The following is a 20,472-nucleotide window of genomic DNA, read 5'->3' on the forward strand; positions in this document are numbered from 1 at the left end:
ATCGTGGCACAATTCACTCACGCGGACCGGGAGCCTGCCTGCCGTTGAGGTAGGGCCCGGACATGCGTTCTCCCGATTATATCGGGAAGTTTGGGAACAAGCCTATTGTAACACCGCACAGGCGAGACGCCTGCGTTAGTGCTAAGTTGAATGGTGGTGTTTTATCAAGCTATCAGATCCCCGCCTGCGTGGGGATGACCGGTGGAGGGGGCGGTGGTAGATCAGACATCCGCGAAATCCAAAAATCTCCTGAATCCGCGATTCACAGATGATGCACTCGACTGTGAATCCATTGGACACTACCCCAAACACCCGGTGTTTAACTACAAACTCTTCTCTACATGGTTGGCGATCTGCTCGGCGTGGATCCGGGAGTTTTCGATGAACAGGCTGCTGGTGTCCATGCCGCCGCATACCACACCGGCCACATACACACCCTTACGTTTGGTCTCGAGACTGTTCTCATCGTACACCGGCATGCACTTTTCATCGTCGGTCAGCTCAATACCCAGGCTTTCCATCAGATCGTAATTAGGGTGGTAGCCGGTCATGGCAAGCACAAAATCGTTTTCCAGGGTGACCTCCCCGTCGGGAGTATCCAACACCACTTCCTTCTCACGGATCTCCTTCACATTAGAGTTGAAATACGCAGGGATCTCTTCATTCTTGATCCGGTTCTCGATATCCGGTTTCACCCAATATTTTACCGTCGGTTTGATGGTATCGTACTTCAGCAGCATACTTACCTCGGCTCCGCCTCTCCAGCATTCCAGAGCGGCATCCACGGCTGAGTTACCTCCGCCTACCACCAGCACCTTCTGCCAAGCATAAGGATGCGGCTCATCATAATAATGCTTCACCTTGGGCAGTTCCTCACCCGGCACATTCATCATATTCGGCTTGCCATAAAATCCGGAAGCCACGATCACCTTATCGGCCTTATAAGTATCCTTATCCGTTGTAACGGTGAAGTTGCCATCTTCCCCTTTCATTCGTTCTACTGTTTCGTACAGGTTCACCGGCAGTTCATAATGCTCAGCCACCCGACGATAGTATTCCAGCGCTTCTGCCCGGGTTGGCTTTGAGCCATGTGAAATAAAAGGAATGTTGCCGATCTCAAGTTTATCGGAAGTGGAAAAGAAGGTCATGTTAGTGGGATAATGAAAAATGGAATTCACCAAACACCCTCTCTCAATGATCTTGAATGGAATATTGCGTTCTTTGAGTGCGATTCCCGTGGCAAGCCCAATGGGCCCCGCTCCAATGATAATGACCATTTATTTTGCTTGTTTTATATTTGAGTGTGTGATCTCTAACAACAGGGGTAAGATACGAATCGTTTGAGTGTTTGGACAATGAAAGCCCGGAACTATTCTCGCCCGATTGTGATATGGTAGGATGTCCACGTTTCCAATTTATAACTCCTTTAACTTTTTGAAATGAATCTAATGCTGAGAACTCTCTGTCTGCTGAGTGTATTGATCCTAATTCTGAGCCCAACTCTGACAGCTCAACTTTTAAATGTCGAAAGCGTGCGCGCCAATGGCGATTCCACAGGATGGTACGGTGAGCTTGAATTCGACCTGTCCCTCAACCATTACAATGAGAACGTATTTGAATTCACCAACGAATCCAATCTGTCCTATTTCTCCGATCAACACGCCTATATGCTGCTGAACGAGATCAAGTTTGTCAATCTGGATGGAAATTCGGTCATCAGCAGTGGGTATGTACATGTGCGATCGACCTTGCGGAGATCAAGAACATGGTCCCCCGAGCTGTTCCTTCAGTATCAGTACAATAACAATCTTGGTTTGAATAATCGTGCGTTGGGGGGAGCCGGCATCAAATACCGCTTTTACCGATCTGATAAATGGCAGGCTAGTATCTCTACCGCCTTGATGGCAGAATATGAGGAATGGCAGCTGAATGAAGAGGCATCCATAGAAAATGAATTCCTGAAGAGCACAAGTAATATCTCCTTGCGGGGCAGGCTCAGTGAAACGGCAAGATTCAAGCTGGTCGGCTACTATCAGGCGCGGCCCGACCGATACCTGAAGGGACGGTCTATTCTTGAGTCGGAACTGGAAATGGACCTGAGTAAACGTGTGGCGGTTTCCATCAGCTTTGTGGCTTCTTATGATGCCGAACCGATCATCGACATCCCAAATCTCACTTACGAATTAAGTAATGGTTTCGTTATCCGTTTGTAACACATGATGTTCCTAAAACCATTACATTTAAACCCTGTTTTCATCACCAATCAACCTATACCGTTCGTTCAGGAACATCATAATACACTATGAGGATCGCGCTTACCATTACATTATCAAGCTTGCTTGTATTCGGGACCATGCTCGGCTCTCCCTCAGCCTGGGCACAGGATGATGTTGCTGCCACAAACGAGAAACAGGAACAGCGGCTTAAGATCGGACTGGCCTTAAGCGGAGGCGGGGCCAAAGGATTTGCTCACATTGGTGTACTAAAGGTGCTTGAGGAAGCCGGTATTGAAGTGGATGTGATCACAGGAACCAGTATGGGAGCTGTGGTTGGCGGACTCTATGCCATCGGTTATACGACTGCTGAGCTCGAAGATATCGCTCTCTATACCGATTGGAATGAACTCTTCAACGAAACGCGCCCCCGTAAATATCAGTCCATTTTTCAGGATCAGTCGAGTGAGCGATTGATCTTATCGGTTCCCTATCAGGATGGCTCCGTTAGCTTGCCGCGGGGACTCATTGAGGGCCAAAAGATCTCTCTGCTTCTCAATGAACTGACCCTCGCCTACCATGATGTCAATGACTTCAGGGAATTGCCCATCCCCTATGCCGCTGTGGTTACCAATCTCGAAACCGGCGAAGGGGTGATGTTCGACAGCGGATACCTGCCGGAGGTCATTCGCGCCAGTACCGCCATTCCCAGCGTTTTTAAACCGGTAACGCTTGGAGATTCGCTGTACATTGATGGCGGGGTGATCCGGAATATTCCCGCTACCGATGCCCGAAAGCTGGGTGCTGATTTTGTGATCTCGTCTGACGTGGGTGACCCCATTTTGCCTTCCGACAGCCTTCGGTCTTTTATCGATATCATGTCGCAATCGGTGGGTTTTCTGCGTGAGCGCTCCAACATTATCCAAAGGGGAGAGTCGGATATTTTGATCAGCCCTGAGATCAGAGATTTTTCGACTTTTGATTTCAACAAGGCCACTGAGCTCATTAAACTGGGTGAAACGGCCGCCAGAAAAGTTTTACCTCAGCTTCGGGAGCTTCAAAAAAAGCATGAAGGGCATCCCCACAGAACGTACACGGAAAAACCTGATCAGATATCGATCAGTCAGATCAGGATATCAGGGGCTGATGAATATCTGAGAAACAGCCTCCGCAGTTCTCTCACCATTCAGGAGGGGCAGATCTTGTCCATAGACAGGATCTCGAAAGAAATGGAACTCATGTATTCTTCGGGGCATATTGACGATCTCAATTACCGCATTCTGCCGGACCCTGAATCAGAAGGGTCTATTCTGAACATAGATATTTCGGCCGCTCAACAAAATTCCATTGGCCTCGGAGCCCGTTATGACAGTCGCTATCGGGCGTCTCTTTTATTCAGCGGGATGTTCAATCGGCTCATCAGCGATGGGGATGCCCTGATCACAGAGCTCCGATTGGGAGAGCAGCTGGAGCTCACTACTAATTACGCATTCCCTTACACCCTCTACCCGGAATCAGGACTTAATTTCAAACTCGATGGCTTCAGGATCCCCATCGATATATTTGAAAGTAACTCCATTATCTCTTCAGTGAATGTGGAATCGCTGTCTTTCCATGCCAAAACCTGGATCAGAGCTTTCCGCAATGCTTCCTTGTCGGCCGGGGCCAAAGCGGAGTTCTATAATATCGATCAGGCCATCGGCGAAACCCTGCTGCTTAATAATGTGGACCGAATCCTGACGGCTAACGGCACCCTACAGCTTAATTCTTTCAACCGCTCTTACTTTCCTTCATCCGGAAACCGCCTCACCGTGCATACCGAATTTTCAAACGAACTTTGGGGCAGTGGCCTCAACTTTATTCAGCATAATTTCAGCTGGGAATTCCGCCTGCCGCTACATGAACGCTTTTCTTTTTTGAGTCGCCTGACGGCCGGCGGCACTTTTGCACTCGCCGAGGAATTGCCCCTGCATTACAAATTTTACAGTGGCGGTGCCATTCCAAATTATGTACGACCGATCCATCAGTTTCCACTGCTCGGTTATCAGACCCATCAGTTACGCGGCGATAACCTGAAGCTGATGGAAGCCGGTTTACAGTATCAGTTCCGGAATAATGGATTCCTGCAGGCCCGGTGGAATGCCGCTATGGTTCAGGATACCTGGACCTGGGATCTGCCTATCACCGATTTTGAACACGGCATCGGCCTAACGGGTGGGCTCATCACTCTGATCGGACCGGTTGAGCTTACCCTCATGGCCAAAGATGCCAACGGACCTTATTCCATGAAGATCAGTGTGGGACACCATTTTTAGACTTATCAAACCAATTCAGGATAACCCGGTACAACCATCCTGAAGGGGAGCTCAGAAAGCCAACATGGCCACCTTCTTCGGTAAACAGGGTTTGAATGGCCCGATTTTCACTCAGTGTTTTTTGAGGCGCAAACTCGATGGGGCACAGGGTATCTTGCTGACTGTGTATGATCAGCAGATCTGATCGAACGCCACCATAAAAATGACGGCTCGAGCACCTGAAGTAATAATCCTCAGCTCCCGAAAATCCATGCAGAGGCGCCGTCACCTGATCATCAAAGGCATAGATCGTATCTCCCTCAAACACCGGCATGTCAGGATACTCTTTCCTTTTCTGCTCAAGTTTTTCGGCAAGTGTGATCAAAAATCGTTTTTCATACAGCTTGTTGATGCCTCTCTGCATCCTCAACGATCCTTCCTTGAGGTCGTAAGGAGGAGATACCGCCACGGCTCTTTTCACCAGGTTGTCTTTGCCTTCCTCACCCAGATATTTCACCAATGCATTGGCCCCGAGTGAATACCCGACGGCGTAAATATCTTTGTTGGGGAACCGCTGACGTATCCATTCAAAAAATGTCCGGTAGTCGTCAGTGGCCCCGGAATGATAAAATCGTGGCTGATCGTTGAGCCGGCTGCCGCATCCCCTGAAGTTAAGAGCCACAGAACTAAATCCGGCATCTCTCAACGTATCCATCAAATTCGCAATGTAATGCCGGTCGGTTGATCCCTCCAACCCATGAAACAAAGCCACCACAGGTTGATCCGATCCCACCTCACAAACATCGATCTCTAAAAAATCTTCATCCGGCGTGGGGATCTCTATCCGTTCATGAGGTGGTTTCTGAACCTTCGTGAATTGCGAGGCTACAATGGTATGGATATGGGTATTCCTTGCCCACCATACCGGTTTAAAGGGTTCAAAGCCATTGGTGTTATAGAGTTCATTTTTTGTCATCTGCACCAATCTATTGAGATTTTTGCATTCATACCATGTTGCATTTTCAGAGGAGCTTTGCTTCCACGATATTAAGCCACTCCCCCAAATCGGTCATTCGGTCCATCGAAAATCGGTGAATCGGTCGATCAATTCATCAACCCTAACCCGCACCAACTGTCTCATTTCATCATCCTGCACCAATTCCTAACCCGTAGGGGCAATTCATGAATTGCCCTTACGGATTTAGAGATCGTTTCCAGCGTCTCGTTTGGAACGCCTGTCCGGACCTGCCTCAGCCGGAAGACAGGCTCCCGGTCAGCGTGTATAGATAGTTACCAGATAGTTTCACGATTGAGTACATCATTTATGAATCGCGTGTTCAGGGGATTTTTGGATTTCGCGGATGTCTGATCTTCCACTGCAACCTACAGCGGGTCATCCCCGCGCAGGCGGGGATCTAATAGCTTGATAATGAACCACCATTCAACATAGCACTAGCGCAGGCGTCTCGCCTGTGCGGTGGTTAAATAGGGCTTGTTTCCATCACCACGAATTCTTAGCCTAGTCTCACCCATCTTGTTCATTTTGGCTTGATCCCCCGTTCTTCAACGGGGCAGGCGCCAGAACCAAAAGATCAAGAAAACACGTAGATCGCAAGCCTTTGGGCTTTTATTGATTGTTAAATTACCCACCAGTTTTAGCGTTGTTAGTATTTTTCCCCGTGTATTCAATATATCCTAAAAGGGCTCGTACTTTTGCTTTCTTATTGGGTCATCCCCGCGGAGGCGGGGATCCTATAGTTTAGTTAAGCACCGTCATCGAACTTGAGCATAAGAACTCGTCTCCTATCATTCCGTGATCATCCTCAATATCTGTGTTATCCGCGTTCCATTTCCGTAGGTTCCACGACCGAGTATGTTGCCCAACCTCCGAATGACCATCGGGACCATACCACCCACCGGGCGGAGGTTCTTTGCTTTTTATGTTTACCCCGGGATAAATCCAGGGGTTATTAACATATCATCCCTCCGGGATGGAAAAGAACAAAATCGGTCATTCTGTTCATCGTCATTCGATTAATCGGTCATTCAAATATCTCCCGATCCGATATCTGCAATCTCATCATACCCCTTGGCCACCGTCCTTGGTACCCATGCCACTCCCACTACAGTGGTTCTTCCAATCTATGGAGTTTTGTCGCTCATTTCATTCTGCATTTTCAGAGGTGCCGGGCATCCACTATATTCAGCCAAAATTCAAACACATTAGTTTGCATGGCCACCTCATTAACTCCGATCGAGTACCTCCGCAGTTTTCTGGCGATCATCGTGTTCTTTTTCATGTTCGCTATTTCTACGCCGGTCATCGCGATCTTGCTGATCCTCTCTTTTGGTAAAGCCACTAATTTTGTGGTAGAGAATTTTGGCCCATTTATCGCCTATCCCGTAATGTGGACCCTTGGAATCAATTTTGAGGTGATACAACACGGGGAGCCGGTTGATCGTCCGGTCATTTACACCATCAATCACAGTTCCACTCTCGACCTGGTGACCATGATCGCCCTGGGGCTTCCGGGCATTCGGTTTGTAGCCAAGTGGGAGCTGCAGTACAATCCACTCTTTTTTATTGTCGGTCACCTGACCGGGCAGGTTTTCATTCAGCGTAAAAAAAGTAAAAAAGCGGTAGCCAAACTTAAGAATACCTACGATCGTGTGAAGCGGGATAACCTGTCCATCATGGTAGCGCCGGAAGGGTCACGCAAACATCTGGGTATCATTGGCCCATTCAAGAAGGGAGCCTTTCATATGGCTATCGATCTCAATTACCCGATCGTGCCCATCTATTTTGAGGGGAATCAGGAATTGAGTCTTGGCGGTTCCTTACTATCAAAAAGCGGACACATAAAAGCCCACATCCACCCACCGGTAGATACTTCCGAATGGCAAAAAGAAACCATAGACGAACATATCCGACAGCTCAGAAGTATGTACCTGAAATGGGCTGATGTGGTGGAATAAAAAAAACGACCGGAGGTTTGATCAGAATTCGGTTTAAACCTTACTTATCGCGGTAGAAATAGATCTTCTTATTATCCGCATCTCTTCGGCTTTTTACCTTAAAGTCGTTTTGCTTGCCAAACTGATATACAGCCGTACGCATCGAATTGATATTCTTTTCATTTGAATAGCTCACTTCAACGGCCTGACCGCCGGGCTTAAGTTTTTCGATGGCTTCAAGTAGCGGTTTGAATTTCGAGGTTCTCTTCTTTGATGATTTCACATTTGCACGCTTTACAAATTTAATATCCATAACACTATTATTTTGTTAACCAATAATCTTAAATGTTAATATAGTAATTACCATGAATTATTATATAAAATATAGAATCAAAAAATAATTTATACCGTTCATTAACATCTTTTTTACTTTAGATTTGCAAATATCCTGTTTTCTGCACGATTTATATAAATTAAGCTAAGCAATTTTGCTGACTTCCGTTTACATTTGAGCTGATAAACTCACTCAAATAAATCAGGGATTATGACACCTATTGATATTGTAGTTTTTGTAGCCTACTGTGCGGCAATTATTGGTATCGGCTTGTGGGTATCGAGAGATAAGGAAGGCCATCAAAAGAATGCAGAGGATTATTTCCTTGCCGGTAAATCATTACCCTGGTGGGCCATCGGTGCCTCGCTCATTGCTGCCAATATCTCTGCCGAGCAGATCATAGGAATGTCGGGTTCCGGATTTGCCGTTGGGCTTGCCATCGCTTCTTACGAATGGATGGCTGCCATCACACTGATCATAGTCGGTAAATACCTGCTTCCTATCTTTATCGAGAAAAAACTTTATACCATTCCTGAGTTTATTGAGCACCGGTATAACACGACCCTGAAGACCATCCTTGCCGTTTTCTGGATCGCTCTCTTTGTGTTTGTGAACCTGACCACCGTCATGTTCCTCGGTGCCAAAGCCCTTGATACCATCATGGGAACCGGTGATGGAAGCCTTGTTATTTATGCCCTTGTTGGCCTGGCTCTGATCGCCGCCGCTTATTCACTGTATGGTGGATTGTCGGCTGTGGCCTGGACCGACGTGCTTCAGGTTGGACTGCTGGTCCTTGGTGGCTTTGTGACCACCTTTGCTGCCCTGTATAATCTGACCCCCGATGGCGGCATCCTGAACGGCATGGCTCACCTGTATGATACAGCCGGCGATAAATTCAATATGATCCTCGAACGGTCTAATCCTGAATTTGATAACCTGCCCGGCATTGCCGTCCTGATCGGCGGACTTTGGGTGGCCAACCTGTATTACTGGGGCTTCAATCAGTATATCATTCAGCGAACCCTGGCAGCCAAATCACTTAAAGAATCTCAAAAGGGGATCATCTTTGCTGCCTTCCTGAAATTACTGATCCCGTTGATCGTTGTGATCCCGGGTATCATTGTGTATGTGCTTTACACACAACCTGAAGGTACTACTCAGATCCCGGGGGTACTCAGCGTATTCACCAATCCGGATGGGAGTGTGGAATATGACAATGCCTATCCGTGGCTGATCAGTGTATTCCTTTCACCCGGCTTTAAAGGACTCGTGGTTGCAGCCCTTGCAGCAGCCATTGTGTCCTCACTGGCTTCCATGCTGAATTCCGTGGCTACCATTTTCACGATGGATATCTACCGGGCATATATCAACAAAAATGCCTCTGACAAACAGACTGTGAACATGGGGCGGATCACAGCAGCTGTCGCTTTGGTAACGGCTGTTCTTATTGCACCCCTTCTGGAAGATGTGCCTCAGGTATTTCAGTTCATTCAGGAATACACCGGCGTGGTGAGTCCGGGTATCTTAGCGGTATTCATTATGGGACTTTTCTGGAAGAAAACCACCACCAAGGGTGCGATTTACGGGGTTTTATCATCCATTGTAATCGCGTTACTGCTTAAGATCCCATCCCTTGAGCTGCCGTTCCTCACACAGATGTATTATACCATGATCCTCACGGTTGTGATCATCGCCGGTGTGAGCCTGACTACCAATCCCGAGGATGAAGACCCGAAAGCCATCCATACTACCGCAGACACATTCAAGACCGGTCCGGCTTTCAACATCGGAGCCTATATCATATTGATCATTACCACAGCTCTATACGCTCTGTTCTGGTAAGAATGTATTTAGCGAGAATTTAACAACGGTCAGATGGCCCCAAACCTGTCTGGCCGTTTTTCTGTTTATTGGATATTCTTCAGAAATCGATTCAAATCCATTAGGCGGGTGATCCGTCAGATGGATTTCCGGATCATATAATTACCCCCGTATAGGCGCAATGCAACGCGTCTCTACGGGGGTTATCGGGGAATTATGAATCGATTTACAAGGCCGTGGTTATTTTGACCTCACCCACGTTTTTTGTAATGAACATCCGGCAGGTCGCGCAGCCATTGGGCGCTGAATTCGGCGGTGACATCCCGCTGAGAATTGGCAAGCATCTCATATCCCACACGGAATTTTTTGATGGTGGCAGACCTCAACAGTGGCGGATAGAAATGCATATGAAAATGCCACTCCGGATGATCCTTGCCATCCGTTGGCGCCGGATGAAATCCGGCTGAATATGGGAAGGAAACCTTAAAGACATTATCGTATTTAACCGTGATCTTCTTCACGATATCGGCCAGGGCTTTTTTCTCCTCATCGGTCATATCCGTGAACCGTCCAAACGGCCGCTTGCTGATCAGCAGGGTCTCAAAAGGCCAGAAGGCCCAAAAGGGGACCACCACGGCAAAGTGGTCATTTTCCACCACCAGTCGTTCTTTGCGCTTCAACTCCAGTTCCAGGTAATCACTGAGCAAGGTCTTGCCGTGTTTCTTGAAATATGCCTCAAACTGACGCATCTCTTTGGCCGGCTCTTCGGGTATGGTTTCCTGCGCCCAGATCTGTCCGTGCGGGTGTGGGTTACTGCTGCCCATCACCTCTCCCCGGTTTTCAAAGATCTGCACGTAGTTGATGAATTCCTTTTCGCCCAGCTCTTTGTATTCCTTCACCCACAGGTCAACCACCTCTTCAATTTGGGGTAGTTCCATTTCGGCAAGGGTCAGGTCGTGCCGGGGTGAAAAGCAGATCACCTTGCAGATACCGCGTTCCCCCTTTGCGATCAGCAGGTCGCTGTCGTTGACTTCCTCGTTGGAGGTATCAGGCAACAGGGCACTGAAATCATTCACAAACGAAAAGGTGGAGGTGTACTCCGGATTCTTGGCTTCTCCGGCTCGGTCGTTGCCGGGACAAAGATAGCACGTCGGGTCATACTCCGGCTTGGTGTTCTGAGCCGTCTCCTCTTCCTGTCCCTGCCACGGACGTTTGGTGCGATGTGGGGAAACCTGTACCCATTCGCCCGTCAGTAAATTCAGTCTTCGGTGTGGGTGTTTGTTGAAATCAAGTTTCATGATCTGCTCCTGTTCTACGATTCAATAATGTGTGCCCCGCCGTTGATCTGCGTTACATAGATCTCGGCTTCGATACCGGTTCGCTCTTTGTATTTTTTCGAGATATACTCAATGAATGAAGCCACCTTTGTTTCTTCCACCAGATTGATGGTGCAACCACCAAAGCCGCCACCCATCATCCGGCAGCCTAACAATCCTTCCTGCTCTTTGGCAAGTTCAACCAGGATATCAAGTTCCTCACAACTGACCTCATATTCCTTACTCAGCCCTTCATGCGATTCAAACATGTGTTGCCCAAATGACCTCAGGTCTTCTTTACTCAGGTCCTCACACGCCTTCAATACCCGGTCGTTTTCTTCGAGTACAAACTTGCAGCGCCTGAAGACCACCGGATCAAATTCGCTCTTATGCTCTACAAGCAGTTCCATACTCACATCCCGGAGATTCCTGATCTGTGGATCATATTGCTTGAGGATCTCAACACCTTCCTCACACTGCGACCGCCTCACATTATACTCTGAATCCGCCAGGTTATGACTCACTTTTGAATTGCAAAGAACGATCTTAATGCCTTCCTGATGGAACGGATAGAGTTCGTAATCCAGGGTTCGGCAATCCAGTTTCAGGGCTTTGTCAGCTTCCCCATGCAGGTTTATGAACTGATCCATGATCCCACAATTTACGCCCACATGATTGTGCTCGGTCAACTGACCAATTCGCGCCATCTTTTTACGATCCAGCCCAAGCTTAAATATCTTATCGAGCCCAACGGTAAGAGCACCCTCCAGAGCTGCTGATGATGACAGTCCGGCTCCGATCGGGATGTTACCTCCAAACACCACATCAAACCCTTTCAGCTTAAATTTCTCTTTTTGAAGCTCAGCCACCACTCCTTTTATGTAATTGGCCCAGTTCTTGTCGCTTTTATGCAGGTCGTTGAGATCCATCACCACCGACTCATTCATGTCTGCAGAAAATGCCCTGATCTTTTCCAGCTTGTTTTTGGCCATACCAAGAACGATCACCTTATCGATAGCCGCCGGCAGGACGAACCCATCGTTATAATCGGTATGATCACCGATCAGATTGACCCTCCCCGGTGAGTTCACCAAAAGGGGTTTGTGATCATACTTCGAAATAAATTGGTCGTATATCTTTTGTTCTAATTCTGTCATCAGTTCTTCAAATTTCAGCCTTACCACTTATAATTTCTAAAGACATTTTCCATTGATGGTTCTCACCCGGCTCAATGACCTTTTGTTCATTCTGACTGATAGCATCAGAAAGTTTATCAAAGGAGGCGGTTGCCGGCTCGAGGGCAACCGTATAGCTTCCAACTTCTGCATCCTCGGGCCAGCCTCCATAACACAACCATAGACCAAGGTGTGGGGTTTTCTCTGTATCAAAATTAAATATGAGGGACTCGTTGGAAGTCTTTCTGTATAACCCGGCTTTGCCTTTTTCCACCTGTTCAGCAAATAATTTCATAGCCCAATTGGCACTCGCGGGCTGAACGATCGAGTAATCCGTTTCATCCCCCATTACATACGGCCATTTCGTTGTTGTTTTTAGAACCTGTCCATTGTCATCGGTTCCGTGAATGGAGACCGTGTCTATTTTTTTATCGACCAGCAATTCATCCTGTTCATCGATCTCCAGCAAAGGGTGTGAAGACCATACATAATCCAATGGGCGATACGATTGGTTGTAAACTTTATAACTGATCTCAATAATATTTCCGTTGAGCCGGATCTCTTTTTCAAACTCATATAACATATTTACCCCGGTAGCATTCAGCACAATTCTCTGTCCCTCTTGCTCATAGTCCCATTCCTGAGCCCAAAGCTCGCCATGATCCGGCCAGTGTATCACTCCCTCGTTGTACAGGTAATTAGAAGAAGCCACGGTGGGGAAGCATTCATCAAACCCAAAGGCATAGGGAGGTTTAAAGTCGAAACCCGGTTTGGGTGGCTTCAGCTCGCCTTCACTATCCACATATTGTTTCAGAAATTCAGTGCCGGTTTGCTTACTCACAAGCCGAACCATCTTACCGCCCAGCTCCGGAAGCAGAGTCATCCGAAGGATCTCGTTTTCAAGAACAAGCTCCTTCCACTTCTTTTGCGCTTTTTTTATGGTCTCGGTTTCTTCCATTTGGATCGGGGTAGTACAATTCTCAGATAGCGGTCATTGTCTTTTATACTTGTCAAACACATTGATGACCGGCAGGGCATTGCCTTCATCGTCAAAATAACCGCGTGAACGCAAACCTCCGGTCACGGCCGGTTCCCACCAGAAAATACCCTTTATTCGTGAACTGTTTATGTTGATGAGGGTTTCATGAACCGTCTCCAGAAAATCCTTTTGTCCCTGTGGGGTTTCAGGCCATGGAGCCAGCTTGCCTTCTTCGGTATATTCTGAAGGCCGCCAGTTGTAAGCAGTTTCCACTAAAATGATATCCTCATCATAATGCTTCATCAGGGAAAGCAGATTTTCTCTCAGCTCCAGTAAATTTCCATGCCACCATGGGTAGTATGAAAGCCCGATGATGTCAAACTCGATCCCGTACTTCTGGATGTTATCATAGAACTCACGGTTGCCCCGGGCATCTGCCCCGTTATCGTAGTGCACCATAATGAGGGGGCGCATAGCCTGACCACGACCTGCATCCACACCGTCAATTCCTGCCTGCAGTAGCCCTGCAAAGGTATCCCAGTTTTCGGGCAGCCGGCCTGCGGGCCAGATCATCCCGTTTCGGATCTCATTCCCGATCTGAACCATCTCCGGCATCACTCCGGCTTCCTTGAAAGCCTTGATGGTTCGTTTGGTGTAGTCATACACAGAATCCCGAAGTGCGTCGTACTCCAGGCCTTCCCAGGCTGCCGGCATCCACTGCTTTTGAGGATCGGCCCAGGTATCGGAGTAATGATAGTCGAGCAGGAATTTCATGCCGCGTTTTTTGGCTTCCTGTGCCAGCTCAATGGTGTACTCCAGGTCATTGGGCAGGCGATCGGGAGAATGAAATAATCTCAAACGGATCCAGTCGTATCCGTGGTCCCGAAAGATATCCAGTCCCGGCTTCACGACACCATTGTCCTTGAATTCGGTTCCGTTATCCTCGGCCATCTTCAGAAACGACAGATCTGCTCCCACCGCATAATTCAGGTGAAAGGAGGTTGAATCCGTAGGTTGAGCCACTGCCGTTTGGGCGATCAGAATGGCAATGAAAAGGCTAAAAAATGATCGAAGTTTCATAGTGCTATCAGTTTACAGTTAATGTGATGGTTTCGGATTCAAGTCCGCTGGCGGAAGCGGTAATGGTTACCGTCCCGGGATTTTCACCGGCTCGGAAAAGGATGGTGGCAATGCCCGCTTCGGCACTTATGGGATTATGCCCGATCAGCTCTCCCTCACCATCCAGCCGGAAGGTCACTTCGTGATCTGCATCCCAAACAGTGGTTCCGTTTTCGTCTGCTATTGAAGCGTAAACAAAGACCACATCATTTTTACCGCTTTGGATCTCTTTTCCACTCAGGTCTGCACGTAATGAAAGACCTATGGGTTCTTCAGGGGTCATGCGTTCATGCTCCGCCACAGGCTCACCATTGATGTAGCCTACAGCTTTAAGGGAACCGGGTTCAAACTCCAGGTCATTGAAGGTGAAGGGGGGATAATTCAATTCCGTCGAAACGCGATCGGTATCCGGCTGTTGGCGTGCGATCTCTTCTCCATTTAAAAACAGGGCGACCTCCTCAGCATTGCTGTACACTTTCACATCCGTGAATTCGGGATCTGACCAATAGTTTGCGATATAGGCCATTGGACCATAGAACTCCGAATCATATGCTGCCAGATCGGGGTCAGCCTGACTGGCATAAAAATAGTTGGTGAATTTCGGGATTCGGAAGATATCTTGAATACCTGAAGATTCGATGTCGGGTGCGTACCCCCGGTTATAATCGAACATCACCCAGTTGGCATCCCCAAAAGAATTCCCTTTCAGGTTGGAATTATGGGCTTCCTGAAAATTAAGGGCCTGTTGGGCAAGCCTCCGCTGACCGTCTCCTCTTAGCTGACGCGAGGTTCGCTCTTCTTCCTGAAGATCCTCAAAAGCATCCTGATTGAAGCCGGCATTTTGAGCATAGTATTCCCAGTCACCGTACTCCGCAATAAACAATGGTTTGTCCTTGCTGTAATCACTCCAGTATGCAGGGGGACGTGAATGCTGCCGCGCCGGGATGAAGATGTCATAAGCATGATCCATCCAGCCACTTGTATAATTGTCAGCTATTGGCAGTTCCTCTTTTACGGTAGTATGAGCTTCTTCCATGAATTCCTCCGGCATATCAGATTCATTCAGCGAGGCTTCCCAGAAAATGATGCTTGGGTGATTTCGGTCCCGGCGGATCATTTTTCTGACATCATTCAGGGCACGTTCGGCAAATAATCCATCCTCATAATACTGCCAGCCCGGGATCGCATTCATGAACAACAACCCAAGTTCATCAGCTGCTTCCAGGAAGGAGGGATCCGGTGGATAGTGGGCGATACGAATAAAGTTGAAACCGGCTTCCTTGATCTTATAGGCATCCCGATACTGCGCTTCATCCGACAACGCATAACCGATATACGGATAGTCCTGATGCCGGTTCGTTCCGCGTAAATAGAGTCGCTCACCATTCAGCGTAAACTGATTGTCCTCATCAAACCCAAAGGTTCGGATTCCAATGCGCTGCTGCTCGCTGTCAACCAGTGTTTCACCGTCAAATAGTTGCACCGTCAGGTCGTATAGATAGGGTGATCTTGGAGACCAAAGATTGGGAGCTTCCACCAAAAGCTTCTCGGTTTGCAGGGTATTGGAACCGGAAGAAACCGTCATTTCTGCCTCGGCTTCCTTCACGACCTTGCCCTCAGCATCACTAAGAATATAAACCAATCTCGCATCCACCGATTCGGGCCGTAAATTCTCCACATCGGTTTGAACCGAAACGGTAGCCTGCTCATCCGTTACATTTTCATAAGACACCATCAATCCTCCGGCAGCCACCCGGTTGGCTTCAACCGGATCCGGGATCCTCAGCTTGTCTTCAACTACCAGATACACATCCCGGTAGATCCCTCCGTAATAGTTGAAATCAAGCACTTCGATTGCTTTACCCGGCGGTATGGTGGAGTTATCCTCATTATTCAGTTTGACCAGAAGAACATTTTCCTCCCCATACTGTACTGCTTCAGAAATATTGACCACAAATGGCAGATACCCTCCCGCGTTATAGCCTACCTTCTCACCATTGAGATAGATGTCAGCCTCATGCATCGCTCCCTCAAACTTGAGCGTGATATGCTTGCCTTCCATCTCCGGCTCTACCGTAAAGAACTTGCGGTAAAACATGTCTCCCTGCCACTGCTGATCCTCGATCACCAATGGCTCGATGTTGGCCGTATGCGGCAATCGGACCTTCTCCCATTGCAGGCCATTATCTGATCGCTCAAACAGCGAAGGAGTGATCGTAGTATCCATATCCTTTACAAATTCCCATTCCGTATTGAAGTCGAAATGAGTTTCTACCGTTTTGACCTCGGATGTGCTACAAGCGGTGAATTGTACCAAAAGCAACAGTAATCCGGCTCCACCTAACATTTTTTTGATCAGTTTCTTCATCATTGTGAACACTTGTTTTCTGTAATTAATCATTGTCATAATCATGACTCATGTAATCGAATCCAACATGAGCATACCCCTGAAAATCGAACAGAGCATTGTTTTCCCAGGAGGAACCGGTTCCCCATAGATCTTTCAGGTTTGAAGTGATCCAGGCCGGCTCCCAATAAAACACACCACTGCCACCGCCATCTTTTACTTCATTGATCAGCTCTATCATGAAGTCACGCTGACCTTCCTGTGTGGCCGGAAATCCGTCAACCAGGCTTTCCGTGTAGAAAATATTCCCGTAATCATCGGCTCCTTCCAATGTCCACGGGTAAGCCGTTTCCAGGATCATCACTTCCCGGTTATAATCGTTTTTGAAGGTCTGCACGTAATCTGAGATCTCCCCCAGGGGTACATCAGAGTAGGGAGTGTAATATGAAAAACCGACGATCTCGAAATCTTCAACCGCACCCTCCGTTGTCACCTGATCGAACCAATAACCCACGTTTTCAGGCTGGGCAATGTGAAGCATCACCAGGATCTCCTCTCCACTTTCATTTTCAATATCCCTCACCGCGCTGATGCCGCTGTTGATCAACTCCCCGAGTTCCTGCCAGGTGGCATCCTCATACACCGCACCGTAAGGATGCACCATCCCGGAATTCGTTTCATTCCCGACCTGTACCATCTCAGGCAACAGATCCTGATCGCTCAGTGATCTCAGGGTGTTGTACGTGTAGTTATAGACTGAGTCCACTACGTCCTCAAATGATTCACCGCCCCAGGCATCCGGCACTTCCTGACTGGCAGGGTCAGCCCAGATATCCGAGTAATGAAAATCGAGCAGCACCTGCATGCCTTGTGCCTTGGCTCTTTGGATCCCAAGCGCAACATCGTCAAGATCGTGGTATAGAGGTTTGCCCGGATCATCATAGGCTTCTGTTATCCACTGTGGGTCATGAAATAATCTGAACCGAACCACATCAGTGCCTTTATCGGCAAAGATCTCGTAAGGATCTGTTTCAACTCCATCATTCTGATACACCCCACCATGATCCAGGATCTGATTCACGTACGACAGATCCGCACCCATCACAAAGGCAGAAGGGGCAACCGGTTCGCCATTGCCGTTATCATCGTTATCATAGTCATCCTCAATATCATGAGATGAGCAGGCCGCAAGAAGCCCCATCCCTAAAAGGATGAGCAGCATATTATTCTTATTCATATCAGTAGTAAGTCTGTTGGACCTCAAGGCCATTTCGGTTCCTGAGACCAGAATGTTAACGTTAACATCATTAATATACTATCAGACTGTGAAGAGTCAAAGAATATTCGGCTGGAAGAATGATATTCTTTTAAAACACTAACCCTAAGTGTTTAGAGCCAATATCAATGAACCCCACAGGAAGATCGGATCTTCATCTGCGTGAGAACTTCAATATTCTCAACCGACTCATTTTCTCCGTTTATGATACTCAATAAGGTCTCGGCCGCTTTCTTTCCTACCTCATACGCCGGTTGATGGACGGTGGTCAAAGGCACCGGAAGCAGTTCGGCGCGAATGTCGTCAGAAAACCCGACTATGGCGATGTCGTCCGGGATCACTAATCCTCTCTCCCGGATCGCTTCTATGGCTCCAAACGCTGCCGGGTCGTTGATGGCAAATACCGCTCTTGGCCGTTTGTCTTCAGGCAGATCCAGCAGCTTCATCATCGCTTCAAACCCGCCTTTTTCCTGTAAGCCGGACTCCACGATCCACTCATCCGCGATCTCAAGCTGATTCTCACTCATGGCTTCTATAAATCCCTCCAGTCTTCTTCTGCCAATGGACAGACCCTGTGCCCCTTTCAGGTGAGCGATCTTTTTGTAACCATGATCGATGAGATGTTGGGTGATCTTTTTTGCGGCGGCTTTGTCATCCACCCCCACACAACTGAAGCCTGCCTCATCCATGCAGCGGTCAAAGAATACAACAGGCAAGCCGCTGGAACGCAGCTCCTCAAAATAACTCAGGTCTGATGTAAATTGCGAGCAGGAGATCATGATACCATCCACCCGTTTTGAGCGCAAAGTTTCAATAGCCGCCTTTTCACGCTCGGCATCCTCGGCTGAATGGGTGAGAATAAGCTGATAATTTTCCTGATAGGCTACTTCTTCAATGCCTCTGATCACTTCCGGGAAAAAGGAATGAGAGATCTCCGGAACCACGACCCCAATGGTAAACGACTTGTTGGAAACCAGGCTTTTGGCCAGGTAATTAGGCGTGTACCCCATGCTTTTTGCTTTCTCCAGAACCTTCTTCCGGGTCTTTTCATCCACATTCTTTTTGTTGTTGATAACCCGGGAAACGGTCATGGCCGAGATACCGAGGGCTTCTGCGATTTGCTTTAGCGTGACGTTTGAACTCACCCTGTTACTCCAAAGAGATTCTTGTCAGGTTTTAGTTGAATGATAATGATCTGTTTTTCAGATCAGGCTAAATTAACTAAAATTTCAGGGTATATCTCTTTACCTCATCAGAATACCGATTGGCATTGTAAGATTTGATGTAAACCGTCTCTCCCACAACCGCTACGATCTGCTCTTCCCTCGAACGTTCAAAGGTAGCAAGTGGCTCTCCATCGGGGGATAAAATAAACCATTTATGGATATCCGGGTCTGATACAATAGAAGCCACCCACATTCGGTTCCGGTCATCAATAAAGGCGTGTGATAAGGCCGGCCACTGTTCAGGCAGATTGGCCCGGCGTATAGCTCTCCGCTGAAAGGTGTCTGTAAACAGATCGACCAACTCCGAGCTGATCAGGTCAGCTTTATCGATGGGGTAATGCCGGGTTTCAATGATATCGCCGGTGCTGTCTATCAGGGAAATTAAAAAGTGATCGGTGTCAATGGAGTAGATCCTTCCACCTGAATCTGTTTGGATGAGTATCTCCGGCTCATAGGGCATCATCATGATCAACGGGGGATCCATGGTTCTATCCACATGCAGCTTCCGGCTGGGAATCGTGAACATCTGATCAGAGATCACATTTCCGGATCCGTTGATCCTGTAATAAACGAGTCGGCGGTCTTCTGTGCTTTTAACCATCTGAAAACCCACCAGGTAATTTCCATCTTCCATCACCTCCAATTTCACCGGCTTAGCAGAACTAAGTGAATCGATATTCAAGGTCTTCATGACACCATCCAGTTCCGTCACACCGGTCAGTTCAAGCTTTGGCAGGTCATACTTGTATACCCGATTCAAGGCATTATCGAAAGCATAGAGATGGTTTGCCTGCACCTTTAGATATGCCGGATCCCGGTAATCGCCCGGATCACTGCCTAGTCCGCCAAGGCTTTCGATCTGATTACCAAACTCATCAAAGACCTCGATCCTTTTGTTGTAATCGTTGGCTACAAAGACCCGCCCACTTTTATCAGCCGCCACTGCTCCAATATCATTGACCGTTTGGCGGGAACCGATCCTGAAGGCATTATCTTCTATAAGCCGGACTTCCTTCACATCATCCAGACTGATCTGACGGGCATTTTCAAAAAGTTTTGGATCAGCTTCCCCGGAATCACTACAGGCTGAAAACAACAGGGGAATGGAAATAAGAACTATAACAGTAATAAAAGCTCGGTATATCATACAAGGTAAGCTAACTAATTTGACCGAGAACTTGTTTTCCTAATTCTTGGAAGTAAATTGGCTATAAACAAAAAAAGCTTCTCAAAATTGAGAAGCTTTAATATGTGGGCGATGAGGGACTCGAACCCCCGACCCCCTCGGTGTAAACGAGGTGCTCTGAACCAACTGAGCTAATCGCCCGACTTGCTTGAAGGGCGACAAATATAAGAACATTTCAAACACAGACAAAGAAAAAAGATTCAACATCTTGATTTATTGGTTAACACTGTT

General features: G+C 47.7%; 15 protein-coding genes and 1 tRNA gene. 4 read left to right on the plus strand and 12 right to left on the minus strand.

Annotated features, from left to right (window positions below; all coding sequences use genetic code 11):
• Positions 1 to 323 precede the first annotated feature (323 nt).
• Positions 324 to 1,277 (minus strand): YpdA family putative bacillithiol disulfide reductase, encoded by a 954-nt coding sequence (locus C3B73_RS13480; RefSeq protein WP_103666125.1) that lies wholly within the window; start codon positions 1,275 to 1,277, stop codon positions 324 to 326.
• Positions 1,278 to 1,439: 162 nt separating this feature from the next.
• On the opposite strand from C3B73_RS13480, the gene C3B73_RS13485 reads away from it, so the two are divergent.
• A complete protein-coding gene (locus C3B73_RS13485) occupies positions 1,440 to 2,213 on the plus strand; it encodes a DUF481 domain-containing protein (RefSeq protein ID WP_103666126.1) in 774 nt (257 codons plus the stop codon).
• An 89-nt stretch (positions 2,214 to 2,302) separates the two neighbouring features.
• Positions 2,303 to 4,528, plus strand: coding sequence for a patatin-like phospholipase family protein (locus tag C3B73_RS13490; RefSeq protein WP_103666127.1), 2,226 nt, complete (start codon positions 2,303 to 2,305; stop codon positions 4,526 to 4,528).
• Here C3B73_RS13490 and C3B73_RS13495 read toward each other — a convergent pair.
• On the minus strand, positions 4,506 to 5,483 hold the full coding sequence (locus C3B73_RS13495; RefSeq protein WP_103666128.1) for a YheT family hydrolase: 978 nt from the start codon (positions 5,481 to 5,483) through the stop codon (positions 4,506 to 4,508). The genes C3B73_RS13490 and C3B73_RS13495 overlap by 23 nt on opposite strands.
• Before the next feature lie 1,256 nt (positions 5,484 to 6,739).
• Here C3B73_RS13495 and C3B73_RS13500 point away from each other — a divergent pair.
• Positions 6,740 to 7,483 (plus strand): lysophospholipid acyltransferase family protein, encoded by a 744-nt coding sequence (locus C3B73_RS13500; protein ID WP_103666129.1) that lies wholly within the window; start codon positions 6,740 to 6,742, stop codon positions 7,481 to 7,483.
• A gap of 40 nt (positions 7,484 to 7,523) precedes the next feature.
• Here the strand turns inward: C3B73_RS13500 and C3B73_RS13505 are convergent, their stop codons facing one another.
• Positions 7,524 to 7,775 carry a hypothetical protein gene (locus C3B73_RS13505; protein ID WP_103666130.1) on the minus strand — a complete coding sequence of 84 codons (252 nt, stop codon included), beginning with the start codon at positions 7,773 to 7,775 and terminating at the stop codon, positions 7,524 to 7,526.
• Between the two features lie 231 nt (positions 7,776 to 8,006).
• Here C3B73_RS13505 and C3B73_RS13510 point away from each other — a divergent pair, with 231 nt between their 5' ends.
• Positions 8,007 to 9,638, plus strand: a complete 1,632-nt coding sequence (locus C3B73_RS13510) for a sodium/sugar symporter (RefSeq protein ID WP_103666131.1) — start codon at positions 8,007 to 8,009, stop codon at positions 9,636 to 9,638.
• A 230-nt stretch (positions 9,639 to 9,868) separates the two neighbouring features.
• Here C3B73_RS13510 and C3B73_RS13515 read toward each other — a convergent pair whose 3' ends face one another.
• The 9 genes from C3B73_RS13515 to C3B73_RS13555 form a co-directional block, all read right to left on the minus strand.
• Positions 9,869 to 10,915 (minus strand): UDP-glucose--hexose-1-phosphate uridylyltransferase, encoded by a 1,047-nt coding sequence (locus C3B73_RS13515; RefSeq protein ID WP_103666132.1) that lies wholly within the window; start codon positions 10,913 to 10,915, stop codon positions 9,869 to 9,871.
• Positions 10,916 to 10,929: 14 nt separating this feature from the next.
• Positions 10,930 to 12,090, minus strand: coding sequence for a galactokinase (locus C3B73_RS13520; protein ID WP_103666208.1), 1,161 nt, complete (start codon positions 12,088 to 12,090; stop codon positions 10,930 to 10,932).
• A gap of 7 nt (positions 12,091 to 12,097) precedes the next feature.
• A complete protein-coding gene (locus C3B73_RS13525) occupies positions 12,098 to 13,066 on the minus strand; it encodes a DUF5107 domain-containing protein (RefSeq protein WP_103666133.1) in 969 nt (322 codons plus the stop codon).
• A gap of 33 nt (positions 13,067 to 13,099) precedes the next feature.
• Complete coding sequence (locus tag C3B73_RS13530) at positions 13,100 to 14,167, minus strand: glycoside hydrolase family 53 protein (RefSeq protein ID WP_103666134.1); 1,068 nt, start codon at positions 14,165 to 14,167, stop codon at positions 13,100 to 13,102.
• A 7-nt stretch (positions 14,168 to 14,174) separates the two neighbouring features.
• Positions 14,175 to 16,577, minus strand: a complete 2,403-nt coding sequence (locus C3B73_RS13535) for a glycoside hydrolase family 2 protein (RefSeq protein WP_198597366.1) — start codon at positions 16,575 to 16,577, stop codon at positions 14,175 to 14,177.
• A 22-nt stretch (positions 16,578 to 16,599) separates the two neighbouring features.
• Positions 16,600 to 17,790, minus strand: coding sequence for a glycoside hydrolase family 53 protein (locus C3B73_RS13540; protein ID WP_157939522.1), 1,191 nt, complete (start codon positions 17,788 to 17,790; stop codon positions 16,600 to 16,602).
• A 164-nt stretch (positions 17,791 to 17,954) separates the two neighbouring features.
• A complete protein-coding gene (locus C3B73_RS13545; RefSeq protein ID WP_157939523.1) occupies positions 17,955 to 18,974 on the minus strand; it encodes a LacI family DNA-binding transcriptional regulator in 1,020 nt (339 codons plus the stop codon).
• 76 nt (positions 18,975 to 19,050) lie between these two features.
• Positions 19,051 to 20,202, minus strand: coding sequence for a 6-bladed beta-propeller (locus C3B73_RS13550; protein WP_103666137.1), 1,152 nt, complete (start codon positions 20,200 to 20,202; stop codon positions 19,051 to 19,053).
• A 105-nt stretch (positions 20,203 to 20,307) separates the two neighbouring features.
• A tRNA-Val gene (locus tag C3B73_RS13555) sits at positions 20,308 to 20,382 on the minus strand.
• Positions 20,383 to 20,472: the final 90 nt, after the last annotated feature.

The organism is Gracilimonas amylolytica, from assembly GCF_002911695.1.
GTDB classification, from domain to species: domain Bacteria; phylum Bacteroidota; class Rhodothermia; order Balneolales; family Balneolaceae; genus Gracilimonas; species Gracilimonas amylolytica.

What these genes read in the sequence shown, in the direction of transcription:
- C3B73_RS13515 (WP_103666132.1), bottom strand. Translation starts at nt 10,915, where the DNA reads ATGAAACTTGATTTCAACAAACACCCACACCGAAGACTGAATTTACTG.
- C3B73_RS13535 (WP_198597366.1), bottom strand. Translation starts at nt 16,577, where the DNA reads ATGATGAAGAAACTGATCAAAAAAATGTTAGGTGGAGCCGGATTACTG.
- C3B73_RS13505 (WP_103666130.1), bottom strand. Translation starts at nt 7,775, where the DNA reads ATGGATATTAAATTTGTAAAGCGTGCAAATGTGAAATCATCAAAGAAG.
- C3B73_RS13525 (WP_103666133.1), bottom strand. Translation starts at nt 13,066, where the DNA reads ATGGAAGAAACCGAGACCATAAAAAAAGCGCAAAAGAAGTGGAAGGAG.
- C3B73_RS13540 (WP_157939522.1), bottom strand. Translation starts at nt 17,790, where the DNA reads ATGAATAAGAATAATATGCTGCTCATCCTTTTAGGGATGGGGCTTCTT.
- C3B73_RS13500 (WP_103666129.1), top strand. Translation starts at nt 6,740, where the DNA reads ATGGCCACCTCATTAACTCCGATCGAGTACCTCCGCAGTTTTCTGGCG.
- C3B73_RS13550 (WP_103666137.1), bottom strand. Translation starts at nt 20,202, where the DNA reads ATGATATACCGAGCTTTTATTACTGTTATAGTTCTTATTTCCATTCCC.
- C3B73_RS13485 (WP_103666126.1), top strand. Translation starts at nt 1,440, where the DNA reads ATGAATCTAATGCTGAGAACTCTCTGTCTGCTGAGTGTATTGATCCTA.
- C3B73_RS13520 (WP_103666208.1), bottom strand. Translation starts at nt 12,090, where the DNA reads ATGACAGAATTAGAACAAAAGATATACGACCAATTTATTTCGAAGTAT.
- C3B73_RS13530 (WP_103666134.1), bottom strand. Translation starts at nt 14,167, where the DNA reads ATGAAACTTCGATCATTTTTTAGCCTTTTCATTGCCATTCTGATCGCC.
- C3B73_RS13495 (WP_103666128.1), bottom strand. Translation starts at nt 5,483, where the DNA reads ATGACAAAAAATGAACTCTATAACACCAATGGCTTTGAACCCTTTAAA.
- C3B73_RS13480 (WP_103666125.1), bottom strand. Translation starts at nt 1,277, where the DNA reads ATGGTCATTATCATTGGAGCGGGGCCCATTGGGCTTGCCACGGGAATC.
- C3B73_RS13490 (WP_103666127.1), top strand. Translation starts at nt 2,303, where the DNA reads ATGAGGATCGCGCTTACCATTACATTATCAAGCTTGCTTGTATTCGGG.
- C3B73_RS13510 (WP_103666131.1), top strand. Translation starts at nt 8,007, where the DNA reads ATGACACCTATTGATATTGTAGTTTTTGTAGCCTACTGTGCGGCAATT.